Origin of the sequence: Streptomyces sp. NPDC050264 (assembly GCF_040655895.1) — a bacterium.
In the GTDB taxonomy this organism is placed as follows: Bacteria; Actinomycetota; Actinomycetes; order Streptomycetales; family Streptomycetaceae; genus Streptomyces.
Genome location: NZ_JBFAKV010000002.1, coordinates 92,980 through 114,817, shown reverse-complemented (window position 1 = coordinate 114,817; position 21,838 = coordinate 92,980). Strand labels below are relative to the sequence as shown.

20 protein-coding genes are annotated in these 21,838 nt (G+C 73.1%); 9 read left to right on the top strand and 11 right to left on the bottom strand.

Annotated elements, in window-relative coordinates:
• Positions 1-244 precede the first annotated feature (244 nt).
• On the bottom strand, positions 245-1,396 hold the full coding sequence (locus tag AB0J02_RS03375; RefSeq protein WP_363191853.1) for a glycerate kinase: 1,152 nt from the start codon (positions 1,394-1,396) through the stop codon (positions 245-247).
• Between the two features lie 316 nt (positions 1,397-1,712).
• On the opposite strand from AB0J02_RS03375, the gene AB0J02_RS03370 reads away from it, so the two are divergent.
• Genes AB0J02_RS03370 through AB0J02_RS03360 form a run of 3 tightly spaced genes read left to right on the top strand, consistent with a single transcriptional unit; the run spans position 1,713 to position 4,882 of the window.
• Positions 1,713-2,669 (top strand): nucleoside hydrolase, encoded by a 957-nt coding sequence (locus tag AB0J02_RS03370; protein WP_363191852.1) that lies wholly within the window; start codon positions 1,713-1,715, stop codon positions 2,667-2,669.
• Positions 2,666-4,108, top strand: coding sequence for an MFS transporter (locus tag AB0J02_RS03365; RefSeq protein ID WP_363191851.1), 1,443 nt, complete (start codon positions 2,666-2,668; stop codon positions 4,106-4,108). Before AB0J02_RS03370 ends, AB0J02_RS03365 begins: the two co-directional genes overlap by 4 nt.
• 15 nt (positions 4,109-4,123) lie before the next feature.
• A complete protein-coding gene (locus AB0J02_RS03360; protein WP_363191850.1) occupies positions 4,124-4,882 on the top strand; it encodes a Sir2 family NAD-dependent protein deacetylase in 759 nt (252 codons plus the stop codon).
• Positions 4,883-4,894: 12 nt separating this feature from the next.
• On the opposite strand, the gene AB0J02_RS03355 is transcribed toward AB0J02_RS03360, so the two are convergent.
• Positions 4,895-5,383 carry a methylated-DNA--[protein]-cysteine S-methyltransferase gene (locus tag AB0J02_RS03355; RefSeq protein WP_363191849.1) on the bottom strand — a complete coding sequence of 163 codons (489 nt, stop codon included), beginning with the start codon at positions 5,381-5,383 and terminating at the stop codon, positions 4,895-4,897.
• Between the two features lie 13 nt (positions 5,384-5,396).
• A complete protein-coding gene (locus AB0J02_RS03350) occupies positions 5,397-6,863 on the bottom strand; it encodes an AlkA N-terminal domain-containing protein (RefSeq protein ID WP_363192190.1) in 1,467 nt (488 codons plus the stop codon).
• Positions 6,864-7,244: 381 nt separating this feature from the next.
• Between AB0J02_RS03350 and AB0J02_RS03345 the strand changes: the two genes are divergently transcribed.
• The 6 genes from AB0J02_RS03345 (at position 7,245) to AB0J02_RS03320 (ending at position 13,028) form a co-directional block, all read left to right on the top strand.
• Positions 7,245-8,348 (top strand): beta-ketoacyl-ACP synthase 3, encoded by a 1,104-nt coding sequence (locus AB0J02_RS03345; RefSeq protein ID WP_363191848.1) that lies wholly within the window; start codon positions 7,245-7,247, stop codon positions 8,346-8,348.
• Positions 8,349-8,516: 168 nt separating this feature from the next.
• Complete coding sequence (locus AB0J02_RS03340) at positions 8,517-8,774, top strand: phosphopantetheine-binding protein (RefSeq protein ID WP_363191847.1); 258 nt, start codon at positions 8,517-8,519, stop codon at positions 8,772-8,774.
• Complete coding sequence (locus tag AB0J02_RS03335; protein ID WP_363191846.1) at positions 8,771-10,006, top strand: beta-ketoacyl-[acyl-carrier-protein] synthase family protein; 1,236 nt, start codon at positions 8,771-8,773, stop codon at positions 10,004-10,006. Before AB0J02_RS03340 ends, AB0J02_RS03335 begins: the two co-directional genes overlap by 4 nt.
• 63 nt (positions 10,007-10,069) lie before the next feature.
• The gene (locus AB0J02_RS03330; protein WP_363191845.1) at positions 10,070-11,068 is read left to right on the top strand and encodes a 3-oxoacyl-[acyl-carrier-protein] synthase III C-terminal domain-containing protein; all 999 of its coding nucleotides are present in this window, start codon (positions 10,070-10,072) and stop codon (positions 11,066-11,068) included.
• On the top strand, positions 11,062-11,829 hold the full coding sequence (locus AB0J02_RS03325; RefSeq protein ID WP_363191844.1) for a ferredoxin: 768 nt from the start codon (positions 11,062-11,064) through the stop codon (positions 11,827-11,829). Before AB0J02_RS03330 ends, AB0J02_RS03325 begins: the two co-directional genes overlap by 7 nt.
• Entirely contained in the window at positions 11,826-13,028 is a 1,203-nt protein-coding gene (locus AB0J02_RS03320; protein ID WP_363191843.1) for a cytochrome P450, read from the top strand. Before AB0J02_RS03325 ends, AB0J02_RS03320 begins: the two co-directional genes overlap by 4 nt.
• Positions 13,029-13,044: 16 nt before the next feature.
• On the opposite strand, the gene AB0J02_RS03315 is transcribed toward AB0J02_RS03320, so the two are convergent.
• From AB0J02_RS03315 to AB0J02_RS03280, 8 genes are all read right to left on the bottom strand, one after another.
• Positions 13,045-13,560, bottom strand: a complete 516-nt coding sequence (locus AB0J02_RS03315; RefSeq protein WP_363191842.1) for an O-acetyl-ADP-ribose deacetylase — start codon at positions 13,558-13,560, stop codon at positions 13,045-13,047.
• Complete coding sequence (locus tag AB0J02_RS03310) at positions 13,557-14,978, bottom strand: NAD(P)/FAD-dependent oxidoreductase (protein WP_363191841.1); 1,422 nt, start codon at positions 14,976-14,978, stop codon at positions 13,557-13,559. The genes AB0J02_RS03315 and AB0J02_RS03310 overlap by 4 nt, the downstream gene beginning before the upstream one ends.
• Before the next feature lie 112 nt (positions 14,979-15,090).
• A complete protein-coding gene (locus tag AB0J02_RS03305) occupies positions 15,091-15,954 on the bottom strand; it encodes an inositol monophosphatase family protein (protein WP_363191840.1) in 864 nt (287 codons plus the stop codon).
• A 143-nt stretch (positions 15,955-16,097) separates the two neighbouring features.
• Complete coding sequence (locus AB0J02_RS03300) at positions 16,098-17,897, bottom strand: gamma-glutamyltransferase (RefSeq protein ID WP_363191839.1); 1,800 nt, start codon at positions 17,895-17,897, stop codon at positions 16,098-16,100.
• Between the two features lie 8 nt (positions 17,898-17,905).
• Entirely contained in the window at positions 17,906-18,943 is a 1,038-nt protein-coding gene (locus tag AB0J02_RS03295) for an oligopeptide/dipeptide ABC transporter ATP-binding protein (RefSeq protein WP_363191838.1), read from the bottom strand.
• Entirely contained in the window at positions 18,940-19,956 is a 1,017-nt protein-coding gene (locus AB0J02_RS03290; protein ID WP_363191837.1) for an ABC transporter ATP-binding protein, read from the bottom strand. The genes AB0J02_RS03295 and AB0J02_RS03290 overlap by 4 nt, the downstream gene beginning before the upstream one ends.
• Positions 19,953-20,837 (bottom strand): ABC transporter permease, encoded by an 885-nt coding sequence (locus tag AB0J02_RS03285; protein ID WP_363191836.1) that lies wholly within the window; start codon positions 20,835-20,837, stop codon positions 19,953-19,955. The genes AB0J02_RS03290 and AB0J02_RS03285 overlap by 4 nt, the downstream gene beginning before the upstream one ends.
• Entirely contained in the window at positions 20,834-21,787 is a 954-nt protein-coding gene (locus AB0J02_RS03280) for an ABC transporter permease (RefSeq protein ID WP_363191835.1), read from the bottom strand. Before AB0J02_RS03280 ends, AB0J02_RS03285 begins: the two co-directional genes overlap by 4 nt.
• Between the last annotated feature and the right edge of the window lie 51 nt (positions 21,788-21,838).

Here is a 21,838-nt window from a genome sequence, read left to right as displayed (position 1 = left end):
TGCCAAGTCCCGCCGTCTCGCAGGTGCGGGTCGAGTGCGGCTGAGCGCAGTTCCCCGCGCCCCTGAGATGCGCACCGCGTGCGCCATCTCAGAAGACGCGCGCGTGCGCCAACTCATGGGCGTGTGAGGCGCGCCCTCATGGGGCTGCGGCGGAGCCGCGTGCTCCAGGGGCGCGGGGAACTGCGCGAGAAGTCACGACGAGAGCCGCACACGCCCGCACCCGGCAACCGCAACGGCGCTCGGCTCAGCTCAAGAAATCGGCGGCGACGCGCTCCGCCACGTCCTCCAGGATCGGCCCCGCCTCCGCGATGCAACGAGCCACATCCGGCTCCACGTCCGTCAGCGCATAGGCACGCCGGATCCCGGCCTGCCCGAGCGCCGCGGGCGAGAGCGCGAGGCGGCCGCAGACCGCGACGACCTCGATGCCCGCGGCCCGCGCCGCCGCGGCGACCCCGGCCGGGGCCTTGCCGTGCAGGGTCTGCTCGTCGAGGGAGCCCTCGCCGGTGATCACCAGCGTGGCCCGCTCCAGCGCGGGGGCGAAGCCGAGGACGTCGAGCATGACCTCGATGCCGGGCCGGAAGCTCGCGCCGAGGCCGACCAGGGCCCCGTAGCCGATGCCGCCCGCGGCGCCGGCGCCCGGCGATTCGGCGTACTCCTGTGCCTTCGGGCCGACGGACTCGCCGAGCACCTTGGCGAAGTGGGCGAGCGCGGCGTCCAGTTCGGCCACGTCCTCGGGCGTCGCGCCCTTCTGCGGACCGTAGACCGCGGGTGCGCCCTTGGGTCCGGTGAGCGGGTTGTCGACGTCGCTGGCGAGGACGAGTTCCACGTCGGCGAGGCGGGCGTCGAGGCCGGACAGGTCGGCGGTGGCCAGCGTGGCGAGGGCGCCGCCGCCGGGTCCGACGGGCTCGCCCGCCGCGTCCAGGAAGCGGGCGCCGAGCGCGGCCAGCATGCCCGCGCCGCCGTCGGTCGTGGCGCTGCCGCCGACGCCGAAGACGATGGAGCGGGCTCCGGCGTCGAGTGCGGCGGCGATGACTTCGCCCGAGCCGTAGGTCGTCGAGGTGAGCGGGGCGAAGACGCCTTCGGGGAGGAGCTGGAGGCCCGACGCCTCCGCCATCTCCACGACGGCCGTGCCGTCGCGCAGCGCGTACGCGGCGGTCACCGGTTCGCCGAGCGGCCCGGTCACCCGCGCCTCGCGGCGCTCGAACCCGGCGGCGACCGCCGCCGCGACGGTCCCGTCGCCGCCGTCCGCGACCGGCACGGACACGATCTCGATGTCCGGCGCGACCCGGCGCAGCCCCGCGCTCACCCGCTGGGCGACCTGCACCGCGGTGAGCGACCCCTTGAACTTGTCCGCCGCGATCAACACGTGCCGCGCGGCCTGTGCAGCGTCCGCCACCTTGCTCCCCTTGCTGTTCGGGCCTTGCTCGCGTCAAGGCAGTCGCGCCGCAGCGACCATAACCGCAGGAGGGTCCCGCTGCCCATGGCCGTCCGCCCCCGGGACACCGCCTCTCGGCGATATCCGTACGTATGCACACCGTCTCTTGGAGGTCCTGTTCCTGTTTCTCGGAGGTCCGCACGAAATCCAGATCACCGCATCTTGGGCATCTACGCGCGTTGACAACTCGGGTGGCGAGGGGTGAGCTTTCCCTGGACAGTTTTCCGTATTACTTCGGCCGGAGCGACGGTGCTCCGGAGCAAAGGGGCTCATTCCGTTGGCCAGGAAGATCATCCTCGACTGCGACCCGGGGCACGACGACGCGATCGCCATGCTCCTCGCGCACGGCAACCCCGACATCGACCTGGTCGCCGTGACGACCGTCGTCGGGAACCAGACCCTGGAGAAGGTGACGCGCAACGCCCTCTCGGTGGCCGCGATCGCCGGCATCACCGGGGTCCCCTTCGCGGCGGGCTGCCCCCGCCCGCTGGTGCGCGAGATCGAGACCGCGCCCGAGATCCACGGCGAGACGGGACTCGACGGCCCCGATCTGCCCGAGCCGACGACCGAGCTCGACCGGCGGCACGCCGTCGACCTCATCATCGACACCGTCATGGCGCACGAGCCGGGCGAGATCACGATCGTGCCGACGGCCGGTCTGACGAACATCGCGATGGCCGTGCGCAAGGAGCCCCGGATCGCCGAGCGCGTCCGCGAGGTCGTCCTGATGGGCGGCGGCTACCACGAGGGCAACTGGAGCCCGGTCGCCGAGTTCAACATCGTCATCGACCCCGAGGCCGCCCACATCGTCTTCAACGAGTCGTGGCCGGTGACCATGGTCGGGCTCGACCTCACCCATCAGGCGCTGGCCACCCCCGACGTCGAGAAGAAGATCGCGGCCGTCGGCACGAAGCCCGCGCGGTTCGTCCTCGAACTCCTCGACTTCTTCCGCGAGGCGTACCGCGAGAACCAGGGCTTCGAGCACCCGCCGGTGCACGACCCGTGCGCGGTCGCGTACGTCATCGACCCGGGCGTCATGACCGTACGCAAGGCACCCGTCGACATCGAGCTGCGCGGCGCGCTCACCCTCGGTATGACCGTCACCGACCTGCGCTCTCCCGCGCCCGCCGACTGCCACACCCAGGTCGCCGTCGACCTGGACCACGAGCGGTTCTGGAACCTCGTCGTGGACGCTCTCGTACGCATCGGGGAAACCGGAGAGAGCACAGCATGAGCGTCTCCGCCTCCCCCCACACCCCGGCCGCCGGGCCCGGCCCGGGACGCCCGGTCCGGGTCGGTGCCCTGATGGCCGCGCTGCTCGTGGCCAGCTTCGCCTTCCAGCTCAACGCCTCGATGCTCAGCCCCGCCCTCGCGACGATGGCGGACGAACTGCACACCAGCGCCTCGGCGATCAGCGTCACCCAGACGGCCTTCTTCACGGCCGCCGCGATGTTCTCGCTGTTCCTGCCGCGCCTCGGCGACCTCATCGGCCGGCGCAAGGTGCTCACCGGGATGATGGCCCTGATGGCCGTCGGCTGTGTGATCTCCGCGCTCGCCGGTTCCGTCGGCACGCTCGCCGTCGGCCGCGTCATCCAGGGCGCCTCGGGCCCCACCATCCCGCTCGCGCTGATCATGCTGCGCGTCGAGGTCCCCGACCCGAAGCGGTACGGCACGCTCCTCGGCCTGGTCACCGCGGTCAACGGCGGCATCGCGGGCGTCGACTCGTTCGCGGGCGGCTCGCTGGCCGAGCACCACGGATACGCCTCGATCTTCTGGGTCATGACCGGCTTCGCGGCCCTCGCCGCCCTGCTCGTCCGCTTCCTGGCACCCGACTCGCGCGCGGACGAGCGGCCGCCCATGGACTGGCCGGGCGTCGCGCTCCTGGTCGTCTCCGTCGGCGCCCTGCTGGTCGCCTTCAACGAGGCGGGCAAGCTGGCCGACGCGAACTGGCCGCTGGCCATCGGCCTGCTGGTCGTGGCCGCACTCGCGTTCTGGGCGTTCTGGCGCATGGAGACCCGCACCAAGCACCCGCTGGTCACCACGCACCTGCTGAAGCGGCGCGCCACCTGGTCGATCCTGCTCTCCACGATGCTGACCATGACCGGTGTCTTCGCCATCATGAACGGCCTGCTGCCCGGCTTCGCCCAGGACACCTCCGTGGGCCTTGGCCTCGGCGCCGAGGGTGCCACCTGGTGGACGCTGACGCCCTACGCGCTCGCGGGCCTGGCCATGGGCCCCCTCGCGGGACGGCTCGCGGCGACCTTCGGCTACGGCCGCGTCCTGCGCATCGGTCTGACCGCCACCGCGGTGGCCACGGTCCTCGCCCTGCTGACGCTGCACACCGACTCGTCGGGCCTGCTGCTCACGGTCTCGATCCTGCTCGGCGCGACCTACGCGGGCACGGTCAACATCATGCTCAACGGCCTCGGCATCCTGCTCTCCCCCAAGGAGAACCCGGGCTTCCTGCCGGGCCTCAACGCCGGCTGCTTCAACCTGGGCGCGGGGCTGAGCTTCGTCGTCCTCTACGCGGCGATGAAGGCGGTCGCCCCGGCCGACGGATCGTCCGTCGGCGGGTACAGCGCCGGTGTCGTGGCGGGCCTCGTCCTGATCGTGGCGGCCCTGTTCACCTCGCTGCTCATCCCGAAACCGGTGGACGCGGAGGCGTCCGCCTGACCTACCCTCGACGCCATGAGCGCCACACCTGCGTCCGCCGCGTCCGCTACGTCCGCGAAACCGCTCGTCGCGATCCTGACCGGTGCCGGTATCAGCACCGACTCCGGGATCCCGGACTACCGCGGGCCGAACGGGGTGTGGCGCAAGGATCCGGACGCCGAGAAGCTCGTCACGTACGAGTACTACATGAACGATCCGGAGATCCGGCGTCGCGCCTGGCAGGTGCGGCGCCGGGCCCGCACCCTGACCGCCGAGCCGAACGGGGCGCACCGCGCGATCGCCGGTCTCGACGAGGCGGGCGTGCCGGTGCGGGTCATCACGCAGAACGTGGACGGCCTGCACCAGCTCGCCGGGATGCCCGGCCGCAAGGTGCTCGAACTGCACGGCTCCGCCCGGCAGTTCGTGTGCACGCAGTGCGGTGGGCGCGGCCCGATGGAGGCGGCGATCGCCCGCGTGGAGGCCGGTGAGGACGATCCCGGCTGTCCGGTCTGCGGCGGCATCCTCAAGTCGACGACCGTGATGTTCGGCGAGCGCCTCGACCCGGTGGTGCTCGGCGAGGCCGTCGCGATCAGCAAGGCCTGCCAGGTCTTCTTCGCCGTCGGCTCCAGCCTCCAGGTGCAGCCGGCCGCGGGCCTCGCCGGGCTCGCCGCGGAGCACGGCGCGCGCCTGGTGGTGGTCAACGCCGAGCCGACCCCGTACGACGAGGTGGCGGACGAGGTCGTACGGGAACCGATCGGGACGGCGCTGCCGCGTCTGCTGGGCGAGTTGGCGTAGACGGGAGCCGGTCTAGAAGAGGGCCGCGCCGCGCTCGAAGTCGAGCAGCCGCTGCTTGCGCTCCAGTCCGCCGCCGTATCCGGTGAGGCTGCCGCTCGCGCCGATCACGCGGTGGCAGGGCACGATGACGCCGACGGGGTTCTTGCCGTTGGCGAGGCCCACGGCGCGGGAGGCGGCCGGGTTGCCGAGAGCCGCCGCGAGTTCGCCGTAGGTGCGGGTCTCGCCGTACGGGATCTGCCGCAGCTGCTGCCAGACGGAGCGCTGGAAGGGCGTGCCGTGCAGGGCGAGGGGAAGGTCGAACTCCTTCAACTCCCCCTGGAAGTAGGCCTCCAGCTGGTCGATGGCCGCGCCGAAGGGGCGCTCGTCGCGTTCGCCGAAGGCCTCCTCGGCGGGGCGGTGGCGCTGTTCGGTCATGTAGAGGCCGGACAGCGCCCCGTCGGTGGCGACGAGGGTGAGCCGGCCGTACGGACTGTCGATGACGGTGTGCTGCTTGCGTTCCATGGCTGTGATTCCCCTATGCGGGCAGGAAGTTGATCGGGTGGCTGCCGGTGGCCCACAGGTACTGCGTCGCGTACGCCCGCCAGGGCCGCCAGGCCGCGGCGCGCGCGGTGAGCGCGGCCGGGGTGTGCGGCAACCCCAACTCCTGTGCGGCGCGCCGCATCCCGAGGTCGGTGGGCAGGAAGGCGTCCGGGTCGCCGAGGGCGCGCATCATGATGGCTTCGATGGTCCAGGGCCCGAAGCCGGGCAGTTCGGCGAGCCGCACCCGGGCCTCGTCCCAGTCGGACTCGGGGCCCAACGTCAGGTCGCCATCCGCCAGTTGACGTACGAGCGTGATGAGGGTGGTGCGGCGGCTGCGCGGCAGGGCCAGCGACTCGGGGTCGAGGGAGGCGAGCGCGGCCGGTGACGGGAAGAGGTGGGTGAGGCCGCCCTCGGGGTCGTCGACGGGTTCGCCGTGGGCCAGCACGAGGCGGGCGGCGTGGGTGCGGGCGGCCGCGGTGGAGACCTGCTGCCCGAGCACGGCCCGCACCGCGAACTCGGCCTCGTCGACGGTGCGCGGCACCCGCCGGCCCGGGGCCTTGTCGACGAGGGGCGCGAGCAGGGGGTCGGTGCGCAGCCGGCCGTCCACGGCGACCGGGTCGGCGTCGAGGTCCAGCATGCGGCGGCAGCGGCTGATGGCGACGGTCAGATCACGCTGGTCGGTGAGGATCAGACGGCAGGCGATGTACTCGGCGCCCGGCGTGAGGGCCACGATGCCGTGGCCGTACGGGAGCCGGAGCGTGCGCCGGTACGCGCCGTCGCGCCACTCCTCGACGCCGGGTACGGCGGTCGCCGCGAGGTGTCCGAAAAGGTTGTCGGGGTTGAGGGGCGCACGGAACGGCAGCCGGAGCGCGATCGCGCCGGGTGCGCTCGGGAGTCCTTTGGGGGCCCGGGTGCGCAGTTCGCTCGGGGAGAGCGCGAAGACCTCGCGGACGGTGTCGTTGAAGGTGCGGATCGAGGCGAACCCGGCGGCGAACGCGACATCGGCCATCGGGAGCCCGGTGGTCTCGATGAGCAGCCGCGCGGTCTGGGCGCGCTGGGCGCGGGCGAGTGCGAGGGGTCCTGCGCCGAGTTCGGCGAACAGCTGCCGCTCGATCTGCCGCTCGCTGTAGCCGAGGCGGCGGGCGAGGCCGGGGACGCCCTCGCGGTCGACGGTTCCGTCACCGATGAGCCGCATGGCGCGGGCGGTGAGGTCGGCGCGCCGGTTCCACTCGGGTGAGCCGGGGCTGGTGTCGGGCCTGCAGCGCTTGCAGGCCCGGAATCCGGCCTGCTGGCAGGCGGCGGCGCTCGGGTGGAACACCATGTTGCGCGGCTTGGGCGGCACGACCGGGCAGCCGGGCCTGCAGTAGATGCGGGTGGTCAGGACGGCGGTGAAGAACACCCCGTCGAACCGGGTGTCCTTGGCCTGCACCGCCCGTACGCACCGCTCGGTGTCGGTGTGCATGGCGGCGGTGTCTCGAACCGTCCCGGTTCCGGTGAGCGCCTTGTCGGTGGACATGACTCCAGGATCGGGCATGGTGAGCGGCTCGGCTGGCGAGAATCCGACATCGTCCTCGCCCGTCCTCGCCCTCCTTTTCCGGCCACGGGCCGGGGCGCGCGCATCCCTCCGGGTGACACTCGTGGGGCGCGCGCGAGCATCTCGTCCGCCCCCTGCGCGCAACGCACGCCCCTGACCTGCGCGGAATTCGTCAACTCCATTGTGCACACGTGGCAGTCGGACGATATGCCTGGTTTCCGGGGATTCTCGCTGTGCTTAAAGTCAGCCCGCTGATTCGTTTCCGCTGCTGCCGTACGCGGCCGCCACCAGGAACAGAGCGAGGTTCGCGTGACCGTAGCCGACCGCCCCGCGGGGGCCCCTTCCGACCGCCCCACCGCGGTCCTCGAGGGGCTCGCGGGCTGGGTGCCGCCGCGCCGGGTCTCGAATGCCGAGCTCCCGGCCGCCTGGGGCGTCGACGACGCCTGGGTGCGGCGCCGTACCGGCATCGTCACCCGCCACTGGGCCGGTCCCGGGGTCCGCACGAGCGACCTCGCGTTCGAGGCCGCGGGCCGGGTCCTGGCCGCGCTGGACGGTCAGGAACCGGACACCGTGCTGGTGGCGACCTCGACGCCGGACCGGCCGATGCCCGCGATGGCTCCACAGCTCGCGGCCCGCCTGGGTCTCGGACACGTGGCCGCCTGGGACATCGCCGCCGCGTGCAGCGGCTTCGGCTACGGCCTGGCCGCGGCCGCGGGTGCCATCGCCGCCGGGTACGCGCAGCGGGTGCTGCTGGTCGCCGCCGAGGTCTACTCGACCCTCCTGGACCCCGCGGACCGCAGCGCCGGTGTCGTCTTCGCCGACGGGGCGGGCGCGGTGCTGCTGCGCCGGGGCACGTACGGCGAGCCGGGCGGTCTGCTCGCCTTCGACCTGGGCAGCGACGGCACCGGGCACGAGCTGATCCAGGTCCCCGGCGGGGGCGCGGCCGAGCGCGCCCGGCCCGCCGACCACACCCCGGCCGACCGGCACTTCCGGATGGCGGGCCGCGAGGTCTACCAGCACGCGGTGACCCGGATGACCGAGTCGTCGCAGCGGGTGCTCGCCCGCACCGGCTGGACGGCAGACGACGTCGACCGGTTCGCCGCCCACCAGGCCAACGCCCGGATCCTCGACGCCGTCGGCGAGCGGCTGCGGCTACCCGGCGACCGGCAGGTCGGCAACATCGGGCGGGTCGGCAACACCGGCGCCGCGTCCTTGCCGCTGGCCCTCGCCGACGCCGCCTCCCGCGACCAACTGGCCGTCGGCGACCGGGTGTTGCTGACCTCCTTCGGCGCGGGGCTCACCTGGGCGTCCGCGACGCTGTCCTGGCCGGAGCTGCCCGTGGTGGCACCGGTGGACACGGCGGCCGGCACAGGGGCGGACGCGGTGGCTCCCGCGGCCCCCGCCTGCCGCTGACACCGCCCGGTCCTCCGCGCCCCTCGACTTCACTCCTCCTGCCGCGCGGCCCGTCCGCGCCGCTTCACGCACCGCGCGCCGCCGCCCATGGCATCGCGCGGCGCCTCCCCTCGCCGTGCCTCCGCCGGTGAGAGGGCCCCTGAGAAACACCCCCCTGAAAGGTCCAACATGTCCGCAGAGTCCCCCGCAAGCGCCGCCCTCACCGCCGTCCTCACCGAGAAGTTCGAGATCGACCCGGAGCACATCCGTCCCGACGCCACGCTGGAGAGCCTCGACCTCGACTCCCTCGCCCTCGCCGAACTCGCCCTCGCGCTCCAGGAACAGCTGGGCGTGCAGGTGGCGGAGGACGAGGCCGCGAAGCACACCACCGTCGCCGAGCTGACCGCCGCCCTCAACGCCAAGTACGCCGCGGCGGGGGCCCGGTGACCACGGCCGACCGTTCCGTCGCCGTCACCGGCCTGGGGCTCATCACCCCGGCCGGCGCCGGCCGCGAGGCCACCTGGTCCGGGCTGCTGCGCGGCGCCTCCACCGCGGCCCGTGATCTCCAGCTCAAGGGCTGCCCCGTCGACTTCTCCTGCCGCATCCCCGAACTCCCGCCCTCCCAGGGCCGGATCGGTGGCGGCAAGGCGTGGCGGATGGGCCGCTTCACCCGGCACGCGGTGCTCGCCGCGCGGGAAGCCGTCGCCGACGCCGGGCTGAGTCCCGGGGACGGCTGGGACGGTGCGCGGGTCGCCGTGATCGTCGGCTCGGGGCTCGCGGGCGCCGCGCATCTGGAGGACCAGACGCTCCGCTTCCACCAGGGCGGGCCCGATCTGGTCGCGCCCACGCTGGTGCCGATGCTGATCTCCAACATGGCGGCGGGCGAGGTGGCCCTCGATCTCGCCGCACGCGGCCCGTCGCTGGCCACCGAGTCCGCGTGTGCCTCGGGGGCCAGCGCCCTGGTCGTCGCCCGCGATCTCCTGCTGAGCGGGGCCTGTGACATCGCCGTCGCGGGCGGCACCGAGGCCGCCGTCACCCCGGTGGTCACCACCGGTTTCCAGCGCATGGGCGCACTGTCCGCGCGCGGCGCCGAACCGGCCGCCGCGTCCCGCCCGTTCGCGGCGGACCGGGACGGGTTCGTCATCTCGGAGGGCGCCGCGATCTGTGTCCTGGAGCGCACGGCGGACGCCCGGGCCCGCGGCCGGCGAGGCTACGCGCTGCTGGCGGGGGCCGGTCAGTCGACCGACGCCCACCATCCGACGGCTCCCGCGCCCGGCGGCGTCGTCGCGGAGACGGCACTGCGCGCCGCCCTCGCGGACGCGGGCCTGTCCCCCGCCGACGTCGACCACGTCGACGCGCACGGCACGTCGACCCCGCTCAACGACCTGACCGAGGCCGAACTCATCGGCCGCGTCCTGCCGCACGGCCCCAGTGTCACCGCGCCCAAGGGCGTCCTCGGCCACAGCCTGGGTGCGGCCGGGGCGATCGAGGCGGCCGTCACCGCGCTGACGGTCCACCACGGCACGGTGCCGCCGATCGCCAACCTCACCGAGGAAGGCCTGGAGTTCGACCTCGACTGTGTGACCGGGGCGCCGCGGGCCCAGCGGGTGCGGGCGGCCGTCAGCCACTCCTTCGGATTCGGCGGGCACAACGTCGTGCTCGCGCTGATCCCCGCCTAGGCCCGGTTCACGAAGTACCGCACCGCCCCCTCCGCGCCCTCCCGTACGAAAGAGCCCATCCACTTGACCGCGTACAGCTCCCTCTCCCATGCGGCCGTGCACGTGCCGCCAGGTCGCCAGACCGTCGCCGAGGCGGAGGACCGCTTCCGTACCCACAGTCCGGACGTCACCCTGACCCGCGGCGTCCTGCGGCACATGTACGGGCTGCTCGAAAGGACCGTCGCCGACGCCGACGAGCAGCCGTCCGACCTGGCCGCGCACGCCGCCCTCAAGCTCTTCGAGAGCCCCGGCGTCGCAGCCGCCGACGACATCGATCTGCTCATCTTCACGGGCATCCTCGCCGACATGGAGGAGCCCGCGACCGCCCATGTCGTGGCCGACAAACTCGGCCTGAAATGCCCGGTGTTCGACCTCAAGAACGCCTGCAACGGGGTGCTCAACGCCATCGAGGTCGCCGACGCGTTCATCAAGGCGGGCCAGTACCGGCGGGTCCTGATCACCACGGCGGAGGTCTCGACGCGGGAGAGCCGGTGGTCGGTCGCCGCCCAGGACGACGTGCTGACGGCGCTGCCCAGCCTCAGCACGGGCGACATGGGATCGGCCCTGCTCATGGAGGCGTCCGAGCGGCCCGGCGTGCTCGGCTCGCGCTTCTTCGCCAACTCGTGGGGCTGGCCCGCCGCCACCCTCCCGAACCCGTACGCCCGTGATCGCACCCTGGGCCATCTGCACATCGACTCGTCCCGACTCGTGGCGTCCTTCGAGGGGTTGCCGCAGCGCATGCGGGGTGCGGTGCGCGACATCGGGGTGTCCATGGCGGACCTGGACCTGGTCTGCATCCATCAGCCGTCCGTCGCCTTCACCAAGGTGGCGTGCGACTGGGTGGGCGTGGACGTGGACCGCATCCAGGCGACGTTCCCGACGCACGGCAACGTCGCCACGAACACCATCCCCCTCCAGCTCGCCACGGCCCTGGAGTCGGGGCGGCTGCAACGGGGCGACCTGGTGGGCCTGTTCGGGTTCGCGAGCGGGGCGAGCGCCGGAGTGGTGGTGTGCTCGTGGTGACGCCGCGCATCACCCCGCTGCCCCCGGACGCGTGGCCGCCCGCACTGCGCGCGCTGCTGCACGCCTCGCGCCAGGACGGCGCCGGCCGCGAGAACCTCTTCGGCACGCTCGCCCACCACCCGCCGCTGGCCGAGGCGTGGCTGCACCTCGCCCAAGTCCTCACACACCAGGGACTGTTGGACGCGCGCCTGCGCGAGCTGGCGATGCTGCGGACCGCGCACCGGCTGCGCTCCCCGTACGTCCGCGCCCGCCACGAGGGCCACGCACGCGATCTCGGTGTCCCTCCGGCGGCCGTCGCCGCGACAGCCGCCGCGGACCCGGGCGTGTACGACTGGAGCGCGCGCGAAGCGGCCACGCTGCGCGCGGTGGACCTCCTCTCCGTGGGCACCGCACTTCCCGAAGCGCTGTGGCACGAGCTGGCGGAGATGTTCACCACGCCCGAACTGCTCGAACTCCTCGTGCTCGTGGGCCAGTGCGCCATGGTCTGTACGACGCTGAACACGCTGCACACCCCCGGCGGCGGCCCCACGGTGCGCGTCGACGCTGAGCGCTGCTGCAGCGCCGGACAGTGCGTGTCCACCGCCCCCGAGGTGTTCGCGCACGACGAGGACGGCCTGGTCACGCTGGTCGAGGAACGGCCCGCCGTGACGGACCGGCTGCGCCTCGCCGCCGCGCTCTGCCCCAGCGGTGCGATCCACCTCACCGCACCGGCCCACCTCACCGCACCGGCCCGGACCACGGAAGGCGTCCCCCTGTCATGACCTCCGCCCCGCCCGCACCCCCGCTCACCCTTCCCGCCCCGTACGGGGCCTGTCCGTTCACGCCGCCCCCGGCCTATACCGAGGCGGCCGGGCAGGCGCCGGTCACCCGCTCCGTGCTGCCCGACGGCTCGCCCTGCTGGCTGGTGACGGGCTATCAGGAAGTGCGGTCGGTGCTGTCCGACGCCCGGTTCAGCGCCGACGCGCGGACGCCCGGCTTCCCGTTCCTCTCGCCGGGCCAGCGCGAACTGGCCACGGCCCGGCCGAGTTTCATCCGCATGGACGATCCGGAGCACGCCCGGCTGCGCCGGATGGTCACCAAGGACTTCCTGGTGCGCCGCGTGGAGGAGCTGCGCCCCGGCATCCAGCGGATCATCGACGAACGGCTCGACGCGATGCTCGCGGGCGGCCGACCCGCAGACCTCGTCGCGGACTTCGCGCTGCCGATCCCCTCACTGGTGATCTGCCTGATGCTGGGCGTGCCCTACGCGGACCACGACCGCTTCCAGTCGCTCAGCCGCACCCTGCTCGACAACACCGCCTCGCACGGCGAAGTGGCGTCCGCACACGGCGAGTTGACCGCCTTCCTCGAACAGCTCGCCGAGCTCAGGACCCGCGAACCCGGTGACGACATCCTCAGCCGGCTCGCCGCACGCCCCGACCTCACTCCGCAGCAGGTCGCCTCGCTGGGCTTCCTGCTCCTGGTCACCGGACACGAGTCGACGGCGAACATGACCGCGATCTCCGTATGCGCGCTGCTGCGCGACCCCGAGCAGACGGCACGCCTGCGCGCGGACCCGGCGCTCGTCCCCGGCGCGGTGGAGGAGCTGCTGCGCCATCTGACCATCATCCATCTGGGGCTCGCCCGCGCCGCGAAGGAGGACGTCGAGGTGGGCGGGGTGGCCATCGCGGCGGGCGAGGGCGTCATCTGCATGCTGTCCACGGCGAACCGGGATGCCGCCCTGTTCGGCGAGGACGCCGACACCCTCGACCTGGGCCGGGACGCACGCCGCCACCTGGCGTTCGGGTTCGGCGTGCACCAGTGCCTCGGCCAGACGCTGGCCCGCGTGGAGCTGCAGCTGATCCTCACGACGCTGCTGCGCCGCGTACCCACCCTGCGCCTCGCCGTCCCGGAGACGGACCTCGCGTACGCCACGCGGAACATCGTCTACGGGCTGAGGGAGCTGCCCGTGGCGTGGTGAACCCGGGCGGCCGGCCTCAGGACAGGTGCCGGGCGAACGCCTCGTGGGCCCGGTCGTCGAAGACGACGAACCGTACCTCCTCGACGACCGACGGCGCGGCCGCGCGGACCGTCCCGACGGCGATCCGCGCGCCGTCGTCCAGTGGCCAGCCGTAGATGCCGGTGGAGATCGCGGGGAACGCCACGGTGCGCGCGCCGAGTTCGGCGGCGATCCGCAGCGACTCCCGGTAGCACGAGGCGAGCAGTTCCGTCCGGTCCTCGGTCGCCGACCAGCGGGGTCCGACGGTGTGGATGACGTGCCGGGCGGGGAGCAGCCCCGCGGTGGTGGCGACGGCGTGCCCTGTCCTGAGCCCCTTGCCGTGGTGCGAGGCCCGCAACTTGCGGCATTCGGCGAGGATCTCGGGGCCGCCCCGCCGGTGGATGGCGCCGTCGACCCCGCCGCCGCCGAGCAGGGACGAGTTCGCCGCGTTCACCATGGCGTCCACGTCCTGCTGGGTGATGTCGCCCTGCACCAGGTCGAGTTGGGTACTCATGAGGCCGTCCGGAGCCTGCGCCAGACGGCCTTCGCCGCGTTGTGTCCGGACATGCCGTGCACGCCGGGGCCCGGCGGGGTCGCCGACGAGCAGATGTACACGGCCGGATGCGGGGTCGTGTACGGGGACAGCGAGAGCTTGGGGCGCAGCATCAGCTGGAGTCCGCCGACCGAGCCGCAGGCGATGTCGCCGCCCACGTAGTTGGCGTTGCGCACGGCGAGCTCGGGCGGGCCCGCCGTGGCGCGGGCGAGGACCAGGTCCCTGAACCCCGGTGCGAAACGCTCCAGTTGACGCTCGATGGCGTCGGTCAGGTCCCCGTCCCAGCCGTTCGGCACGTGGCCGTACGCCCAGAACGTGTGCTTGCCCGCGGGCGCGCGCGTGGTGTCCACGACGCTCGGCTGCACGGTGATGAGGAACGGCGCCTCGGGAGCCCGGTCCTCGACCGACGCGGCGCGCAGGGCCCTGCCGATGTCGGAGCGGTACGGGCCGACCTGCACGGTGCCGGCCGACCTGGCCTCCGGAGCGGTCCACGGCACCGGCCCGTCGAGCGCGTAGTCGACCTTGAACACACTGGCCCCGTACCGGAACCGGTCGTAATAGCGGCCGAACCCCGCGATGCGGGCGAGGGCCGTGGGCGAGGTGTCGAAGATGTAGGCGCGGGCGGGCGGCAGGTCGTCGAGCCGCTTCACCTCGTAGTCGGTGTGGATGGCTCCGCCGAGGTCCTTCAAGTACGCGGCGAGCGCGTCGGAGAGGGACTGGGAGCCGCCCCGGGCGAGCGGCCAGCCGCGCGCGTGGGCGGCGAGGGCGAAGACGAGGCCGATCGCGGAGGTCGCGAAGCCGCCGAGGGGGGCGATGGTGTGGGCGACGAGGCCGGAGAACAGTGCCTGGGCCCGCTCGTCACGGAAGCGGCGCATCAGCCACGTCGCGGGCGGCAGCCCGCGCAGGCCGAACCGGGCGAGGGTGACGGGGTCGCGGGGCAGCGCGCTGAGCGGCAGCGACATGAAGTCCTGGACGAGGGCGTCCCAGTGCGGCAGGAGCGGCTCGACCAGACGCCGGTAGGCGCCCGCGTCCCGGGGGCCGAAGGAAGCGGCGGTCTCGGCGACGGACCGGGACAGGACGGCGGCCGTGCCGTCCGGGAACGGGTGGGCCATGGGCAGCTCGGGCTGGGCCCACTCGAGTCCGTACCGCTCCAGCGGCATCGCCCTGAACGCCGGGGAGTTGATGCCCAGCGGGTGCGCCGCCGAGCAGGGGTCGTGGCGGAAGCCGGGCAGCGTCAGCTCCTCGGTGCGTGCGCCGCCGCCGACGGTGGACCCGGCCTCGAAGAGGGCCACGGAGAAGCCCCGCCTGGCCAGTTCGACCGCGGCGGTCAGCCCGTTCGGCCCCGCACCCACCACAACGGCATCGAGCATCGACGGCACCTTCGGACTCCTTTGTCAGCCGACGGCCACTGCCCGCACAGGATATGCCTGAGCACCGGCGACGCCGGGCGCGGGTACCGCCCGGCGTCCTGCCACCGCGCGGGACGCGTGGTCAGGCGCCGTCGGCCAGCAGCCCCGCCACCCGGTGGGCCGTCGCCGCGTCGCGTGCCGCGGTGAACGGCAGCGCGTTCCCCCCGGTGATCGTGAAGGGGACGCCGTCGCGGGTGAGGTGCGCGCCGCCGGTCTCCTCGACCAGGAGGAGTCCGGCCGCGTGGTCCCAGGCCAGCTCCCAGCCGAAGGCGATGGCGTCGAGGTCGCCGCGGGCGACGGCCAGGTACTCCAGGCCCGCCGAGCCGCAGGGCCGCGGTGCGACGCCGGCTGTGCGCAGCCCCAGCAGGGCGCGCTTCTGGTCGTCGGTCGTGAAGTCGGGGTGCGAGGTGGCGACGGTCAGGTCGCTGCCCGGCGCGGGTGCGCCGACGGGCAGCACGCGGCCGTTGAGCCGGGCGCCCCGGCCGCGTACGGCCACGGCGAACTCGTCCAGCGCGGGCGCGTACGTCCAGGAGGCGAGGACCACGCCGTCGAGTGCGAGGGCGACGAGGGTGCAGAAGCCGGGATCGCCGTGCACGAACTGGCGGGTGCCGTCGACCGGGTCGACGATCCAGACGGGGGCGGCGCCGCGGATCGCCTCGTACGTGCTCGGGTCGGCGGCGACCGCTTCCTCGCCTACCACGACGGAGCCGGGCAGTACGGCGCTCAGCTCGCGCGTGAGGTACTCCTCGGCGCGCTTGTCGGCGACCGTGACGAGGTCGTGCGGGGCGCTCTTCTCCTCGATCTCATGGGCGGCGAGCTGCCGGAAGCGGGGCGATATCTCGGCGGCGGCCGCGGCGCGGACGATCCGCTCCACGTCGGTCAGGAGCTGGTCGGTGACAGTGCGGGTCAGAAAGTCGTCGATGCTTTCTGTGATGGTTTCGATCATGTCTCCATGAGAACACGCTCCACTGACAACACGTACTGACCAGGTGAACTGCGGGTGGAATCACCGTGAAATCGGCGATTCCACCCACCGGAAACCCACCCGGAAACCCACCCGGAGCTCACTCGGAGCTCACCCGGGGACGGTCAGCGGCCGACCGCGTATCCCTGCATGCCGCGCGGGTTCGCCGCCGCCGACAGGACGCCGGTGCGCGGGTCGCGGGCGACGGCGCACAGGCGGCCCTCGGACCAGGCGTCGCCGACGGTCACGTCATGCCCGCGGCGCCGCAGCTCGGCGACGACCTCCTCGTCCATCCGCGCTTCGACGGTCACGGATCCGGGCCGCATGCCGCGCGGGAAGAAGGAGCCGGGGAACGAGTCGTTGTGCCAGTTCGGGGCGTCGATGGCGCCCTGCAGGTCGAGCCCGCCGCGGACCGCCGAGCGCAGTGCGACCGAGAGGAAGAAGTGCAGCTGCCACTGGTCCTGCTGGTCGCCGCCGGGCGTGCCGAAGGCCAGCACGGGGACGCCGTCCTTCAGGGCGAGCGAGGGGGTGAGCGTGGTGCGGGGGCGGCGGCCCGGGGTGAGCGAGTTGGGCAGGCCCTCGTCGAGCCACGCCATCTGCAGCCGCGTACCGAGCGGGAAGCCGAGCTCGGGCACGACCGGGTTGGACTGGAGCCAGCCGCCGGACGGGGTCGCGGCGACCATGTTGCCCCAGCGGTCGACGATGTCGAGGTGGCAGGTGTCGCCGCGGGTCGCGCCGTTCTTCTGCACGGTCGGCTCACCGGCGCCCGCGACCCCCATGGCGTCGAAGCCGGGCTCACCGGCGGCAACGGCGCTGGCGTGCGTGCTCAGGCGCGGCTCGGCGCCGAGCGGGCTGCCGGGCCGCAGCTCGTGGGAGGCCTTCTCGGAGTCGATGAGGGCGCGGCGCGCGGCGTTGTAGTCGTCCGACAACAGTGCGTCGACGGGGACGTCCGCCGCGTCCCCGTACCAGGCCTCGCGGTCGGCCATGGCGAGCTTGCAGCCCTCGATGAGCAGGTGGACGTAGTCGGCGGACCCGTAGGCGGGCAGTTCGGGCGGGAGCACGGCGAGCTGCTGGAGGAAGACGGGTCCCTGGCTCCAGCCGCCGGCCTTGCAGAGCGTCCAGCCGTTCCAGTCGTACGTCGCCGGGGCCTCGTAGGCCGCTTGCCAGGAGGCGAGGTCGTCCAGGGTGAGGGTGCCGGTGTGCCGCTCGCCGCTGGTGTCCTTGGTGGGCCGCCCGGACTGGCGCACGAGCGCCTCGGCGATGAAGCCCGCGCGCCAGATGCGCCGGGCCGCCTCGATCTGCTCGGCGCGGTCGGCGCCCGCCTCCTCGGATTCCGCTATGACGCGCTTCCAGGTGGCGGCGAGCTGCGGGTTGCGGAGCAGCTCGCCCGGGGCCGGGGCCTTGCCGTCGACGAGGTAGATCTCGGCCGAGGAGGGCCACTCGTTCTCGAAGAGCTCGCGCACGGTCTCGACGGTCTCGCCGACGCGCTCGACGGGGGCGTGGCCGTCCTCCGCGTAGCCGATGGCGTACTTGAGGACGTCGGCGAGGGACTTCGTGCCGTGGTCCTTCAGGAGGAGCATCCAGGCGTCGAAGGCCCCGGGCACGGCGGCCGCGAGGGGGCCTGTGCCGGGCACGAGGTCGAGGCCGAGCGACTTGTAGTGGGCGACGGTGGCCCCGGCGGGCGCGCCGCCCTGGCCGCACAGCACCTGCACGTCGCCGCCGGCCGGGGCGAGGATGATCGGCACCTCGCCCGCGGGCCCGTTCAGGTGCGGTTCGACTACGTGCAGCACGAAGCCCGCGGCGACCGCGGCGTCGTAGGCGTTGCCGCCGTCCTCCAGGACCGCCATCGCGGACTGGGAGGCGAGGTAGTGCGTGGAGGACACCATGCCGAAGGTGCCCTGGAGGGTCGGCCGGGTGGTGAACAAGAAGGCTCCTAGCGGGTGGCGGTGCGGCTGTTCGGGATCGTACGAGAGGAGGCCCCGGCGGCGTCGGGCGCGGTGCCGTCGTCGGCGACGAGATGGCAGGAGACCTCGCGGCCGCCTTCCAGAGTGCGCAGCGCGGGCACTTCCGTACGGCAGCGGTCGACGGCGAGGGGGCAGCGCGTGTGGAAGCGGCAGCCGGGCGGGGGCGCGAGCGGGCTCGGCAGCTCGCCGCTCAGGACGATGCGTTCGCGGGTGCGCTGGGTGACCGGGTCCGGGACGGGCGCGGCCGACAGCAGGGCTTGCGTGTACGGGTGCTTGGGGTCGGCGAACAGCTCCCTTGTAGGGGCCTGTTCGACGATCTGGCCCAGGTACATGACGGCGATCCGGTCGGCCAGGTACTCGACGGCGGCCAGGTCGTGCGTGATGAACAGGCAGCCGAAGCCGCGGTCGCGCTGGAGGTCGGCGAGCAGGTTCAGGACCGAGGCCTGCACGGAGACGTCGAGGGCGGACGTCGGCTCGTCGGCGACCAGGAGGTCCGGGTCGACGGAGAGCGCGCGGGCGATGGAGATGCGCTGCCGCTGACCGCCGGAGAGTTCGTGCGGGTGCCGGTCGGCGTGCTCGGGACGCAGCCCTACTTGGGCGAGGAGTTCGGCCACGCGCGCGCGGGCGGCCTCTTTCTTCGCGATGCCGTGCAGCTTCAGCGGTTCGGCGACGATCTGGCCGACGGTCATGCGCGGGTCGAGCGAGGAGGACGGGTCCTGGAAGACGAGGTGGAAGTTCTTGCGCAGCGGGCGCAGGGCGCGCCGCGACATGGTCGTCACGTCCGTGCCGTTGATGCGGACGGTGCCGCCGGTGGGTTCGTCGAGGCGGACGGCGCACCGTCCGACGGTCGACTTGCCGCTGCCGGACTCGCCGACGAGGCCGACGACCTCGCCGCGGCCGACGGTCAGGGTGACGCCGTCGGCGGCTCGGACGGTGCCGCCTGCGCCCGCGAAGTGCCGTTCCAGGTCGACGAGTTCAAGTACCGAGGTGCTCTTCACGGTGCTCATGAGGCGGTCTCCTGGAGGGTGTGCGGGTGCCAGCAGGCGGCCCGGTGCGCGGCGTCCGCTCCCGCTTCGGCGGCGACGGCCTTGAAGCCGGGGCGGCTCGCGGCGCAGGTGGAGTCGGCGCGGGCGCAGCGCGGCGCGAACGTGCAGGCGTCGGGCTGTTCGTCGAGGCTCGGCACGAGCCCGGGGATCTCCGGCAGCCGTTCCTTGGCCGCGCCGGGGCGCAGCACGGCGGAGAGCAGACCGCGCGTGTACGGATGCCGGGGCGTCGCGAACAGCTCGTCCACCGGCGCCTGTTCGACGGGCCGGCCCGCGTACATGACGAGGACCCGGTCGGCGATGTCGGCGACGACGCCGAGGTCGTGCGTGATGAGCACGATGGCGGTGCCGAGCCGTTCGCGCAGCGACTGGAGGACTTCGAGGATGCCCGCCTGGACGGTCACGTCGAGGGCGGTGGTGGGCTCGTCGGCGATGAGCACGGACGGGTCGCAGGCCACCGCGATGGCGATCATGACGCGCTGGCGCATGCCGCCGGAGAGCTGGTGCGGGTACTCGTCGACGCGCTGGGCGGGTGCCGGGATGCCGACGAGGCCGAGGAGTTCGACGGCACGCGCGCGTGCCTCCTTCTTGCTCAGCCCCTGGTGGCGGCGGAGCACCTCGCCGATCTGCCGCCCGATGGTGAGCACCGGGTTCAGGGAGGTCATCGGCTCCTGGAAGATCATCGCGATGTCCTTGCCGCGGATCTTCCCGTACGCCTTGTCGTCGGCGCCCGCCAGTTCCCGTTCGCCGAGCCGGACGGAGCCGGTGATGTGCGCGGTGGGCGGCAGCAGACCCATGACGGCCATGGAGGTGACGGACTTGCCGCAGCCGGATTCGCCGACCACGGCGAGGACTTCGCCGGCGCGCAGGTCGAACGAGAGGTGGTCGACGGCGTGCACCGTGCGGGTGTCGGAGCGGAAGGACACCGACAGGTCGCGGACGCTCAGCACCGGTTCGGGGGCAGCAGAGAGGCTCATCGGGTCGCTCCACGGGGGTCGAGGACGTCGCGCAGGCCGTCGCCGAGCAGGTTGAACGCCAGGGTCGCGGCGACCACGGCGAGGCCGGGGAAGACCGCCATCCAGGGCGCGGGCGCGAGGAAGGACTGGGCGGACGAGAGCATCACGCCGAGGGACGGCTCGGGCGGCTGGACGCCGAGGCCGAGGAAGCTGAGCAGCGCCTCGCCGAGGATGGCGGCGGGGATGCCGACGGTGGCCTGCACGGTGAGGGCGGACGTCGCGTTGGGCAGGATGTGCCGGAACAGGACGGTCCCGTCACCGCCTCCGTTGGCGACGGCCGCGGCCACGTAGTCGACGTGCTTGAGGCGGAGCGTCTCGGCGCGGGTGATACGTATGACGGCCGGGATCTGCGAGATGCCGATGGCGATGGTCGCGTTGGACAGCGACGGGCCGAGGACGGCGGCGAGGCCGACGGCCAGGACCAGGAAGGGGAAGGCGAGCATCGTGTCGGTGACGCGGGAGACGACGCTGTCGGTGAACCGCCCGTAGTAGCCCGCGAGCAGGCCGAGCGGTACGCCGATGACGAAGGCGACGACGACCGCGAGCACGCCGACCTGCATGGAGGCCCGCGCCCCGTAGACGACGCGGGAGAGCTGGTCGCGGCCGAGGTCGTCGGTGCCGAGCCAGTGGCTCCGGCTGGGTGCCGCCAGGACGTCGTCGAAGTTCGGCTGCGACGGGTCGTACGGCGCGATGAGCGGGGCGAGCAGCGCGGCGAGCACGAAGACCGCGGCGATGACCGCGCCGGTCATGGCCAGCTTGTTCTTGCGCAGGGCGCGGAGCTTGGGGCTCTTGGCGCCCTTGAGGACCTGGGCACGTATGCCTGTCAGAGCCAGGGTGGTCATCGGGCACCTCCGAGCCGGATGCGCGGGTCGATGACCGAGTACGCCACGTCGACCAGCAGGTTGATGAAGATGTACGCGGCGGAGGTGCACAGCACCACGCCTTGCAGGGTCGCGTAGTCGCGGGTGAAGACGGCGTCGATGGTGAGCTTGCCGAAGCCGGGGAGCACGAAGATCTGCTCGGTGACGACCGCGCCCGAGATCAGGTGGCCGAGTTGCAGGCCGAGCACGGTGACGACCGTGACGAGGGAGTTGCGGAGCGCGTGGCCGCCGATGACCTGGCGGCGCGAGAGGCCCTTGGCGCGGGCCGTGCGGACGTAGTCGGCGGAGAGCGAGTCGAGCATCGCGGCCCTGGTCTGGCGCATGACGACGGCGGCGAGTCCGGAGCCGAGGACGATCGCGGGCAGCACCATGCGGCGCAGGTTGTCGATCGGGTCGGTGCCGAAGGGGACGAAGCCGGAGGCCGCGAAGACGGGCAGGGCGATCGCGAAGGCGAGGACGAGGACGATGCCCAGCCAGAAGGTGGGGATCGAGAGGCCGAGCAGGGCGAGCCCGTTGGCGATCCACTCCGCGGGCCTGCCGCGCCGTACGGCCGCGACGATGCCGGCGCCGATACCGAGGACGATCGCCAACAGCAGGGAGAGCGCGGCGAGTTCGAGGGTGACGGGCAGTGCCTGGCCGATGGCGTCGGCGACCGGGAGACCGGTCCGCGAGGACGTGCCGAGGTCGCCCTGGAGGGCGTGGCCGATGAACCGCGCGTACTGGATCACGATGTTGTCGTCGAGGCCGTACTCTGCGCGGATCGCGGCGAGCGCCTCCGGGCTGCGCTCCTCGCCGGCGAGGGCGAGCGCCGGGTCGCCGGGCAGGGCGCGGATGCCCGCGAAGACGACGATCGAGACGAGGAAGAGGGTGATGACGGACTGCCGCAGCCGGGTCAGTACGTACGTGGCCATGGGGTGCCCGGCGAGCAACCCGGCTTTTTTCCTTGCCGGTTGAACGGTGGG

Coding starts and splice junctions, on each gene's coding strand:
- AB0J02_RS03315 (WP_363191842.1), bottom strand. CDS start 13,560: ATGAGTACCCAACTCGACCTGGTGCAGGGCGACATCACCCAGCAGGAC.
- AB0J02_RS03295 (WP_363191838.1), bottom strand. CDS start 18,943: ATGAGCACCGTGAAGAGCACCTCGGTACTTGAACTCGTCGACCTGGAA.
- AB0J02_RS03320 (WP_363191843.1), top strand. CDS start 11,826: ATGACCTCCGCCCCGCCCGCACCCCCGCTCACCCTTCCCGCCCCGTAC.
- AB0J02_RS03340 (WP_363191847.1), top strand. CDS start 8,517: ATGTCCGCAGAGTCCCCCGCAAGCGCCGCCCTCACCGCCGTCCTCACC.
- AB0J02_RS03355 (WP_363191849.1), bottom strand. CDS start 5,383: ATGGAACGCAAGCAGCACACCGTCATCGACAGTCCGTACGGCCGGCTC.
- AB0J02_RS03365 (WP_363191851.1), top strand. CDS start 2,666: ATGAGCGTCTCCGCCTCCCCCCACACCCCGGCCGCCGGGCCCGGCCCG.
- AB0J02_RS03360 (WP_363191850.1), top strand. CDS start 4,124: ATGAGCGCCACACCTGCGTCCGCCGCGTCCGCTACGTCCGCGAAACCG.
- AB0J02_RS03305 (WP_363191840.1), bottom strand. CDS start 15,954: ATGATCGAAACCATCACAGAAAGCATCGACGACTTTCTGACCCGCACT.
- AB0J02_RS03350 (WP_363192190.1), bottom strand. CDS start 6,863: ATGCACACCGACACCGAGCGGTGCGTACGGGCGGTGCAGGCCAAGGAC.
- AB0J02_RS03290 (WP_363191837.1), bottom strand. CDS start 19,956: ATGAGCCTCTCTGCTGCCCCCGAACCGGTGCTGAGCGTCCGCGACCTG.
- AB0J02_RS03285 (WP_363191836.1), bottom strand. CDS start 20,837: ATGACCACCCTGGCTCTGACAGGCATACGTGCCCAGGTCCTCAAGGGC.
- AB0J02_RS03280 (WP_363191835.1), bottom strand. CDS start 21,787: ATGGCCACGTACGTACTGACCCGGCTGCGGCAGTCCGTCATCACCCTC.